The sequence below is a fragment of the Siminovitchia acidinfaciens genome, from assembly GCF_003605385.1.
In the GTDB taxonomy this organism is placed as follows: domain Bacteria; phylum Bacillota; class Bacilli; order Bacillales; family Bacillaceae_C; genus Siminovitchia; species Siminovitchia acidinfaciens.
Genome location: NZ_QYTV02000024.1, coordinates 1 through 380, shown reverse-complemented (window position 1 = coordinate 380; position 380 = coordinate 1). Strand labels below are relative to the sequence as shown.

Sequence of the window (380 nt, the reverse complement as noted above, 5' to 3'; positions counted from 1 at the left end):
GAGTTTACTGTGATATCAGAGATACTACAATAGGTTAACAGCCTATTTTTACTTAATTAAAATCCTCGTTTCTACCAGACATTCTGTCCAATCGAATTCGACATGCTCCAATATATTATTAAAGAGTCGGCCGGCTTAATACGGATGTTCAGGAGGTGCGAAGTATGGGCTTTGAATTTGAAGATGATTTTGTAGGTGGAGAAAGAGAAAGACGGAGAAGGCGGTTGATTTGTGAATGCCGCGAAGTGCGTGAAGAGCGCGAAAGAGAGCGCAGGCGTGAATTTGAGTGCAGATGTAGAGAACGCCGACGCAGACATGAGCATGAAGATTGTGATTGGTAGGTAGCTAATTTGTACAAGGAGAAATCCCTGCAGGTGATA

At 42.9% G+C, this 380-nt stretch carries 1 protein-coding gene; it reads left to right on the top strand.

Annotated elements, in window-relative coordinates; all coding sequences use genetic code 11:
• Positions 1-164: 164 nt before the first annotated feature.
• A complete protein-coding gene (locus D4T97_RS20645) occupies positions 165-341 on the top strand; it encodes a hypothetical protein (protein WP_164525526.1) in 177 nt (58 codons plus the stop codon).
• The last annotated feature ends 39 nt before the right edge of the window (positions 342-380 follow it).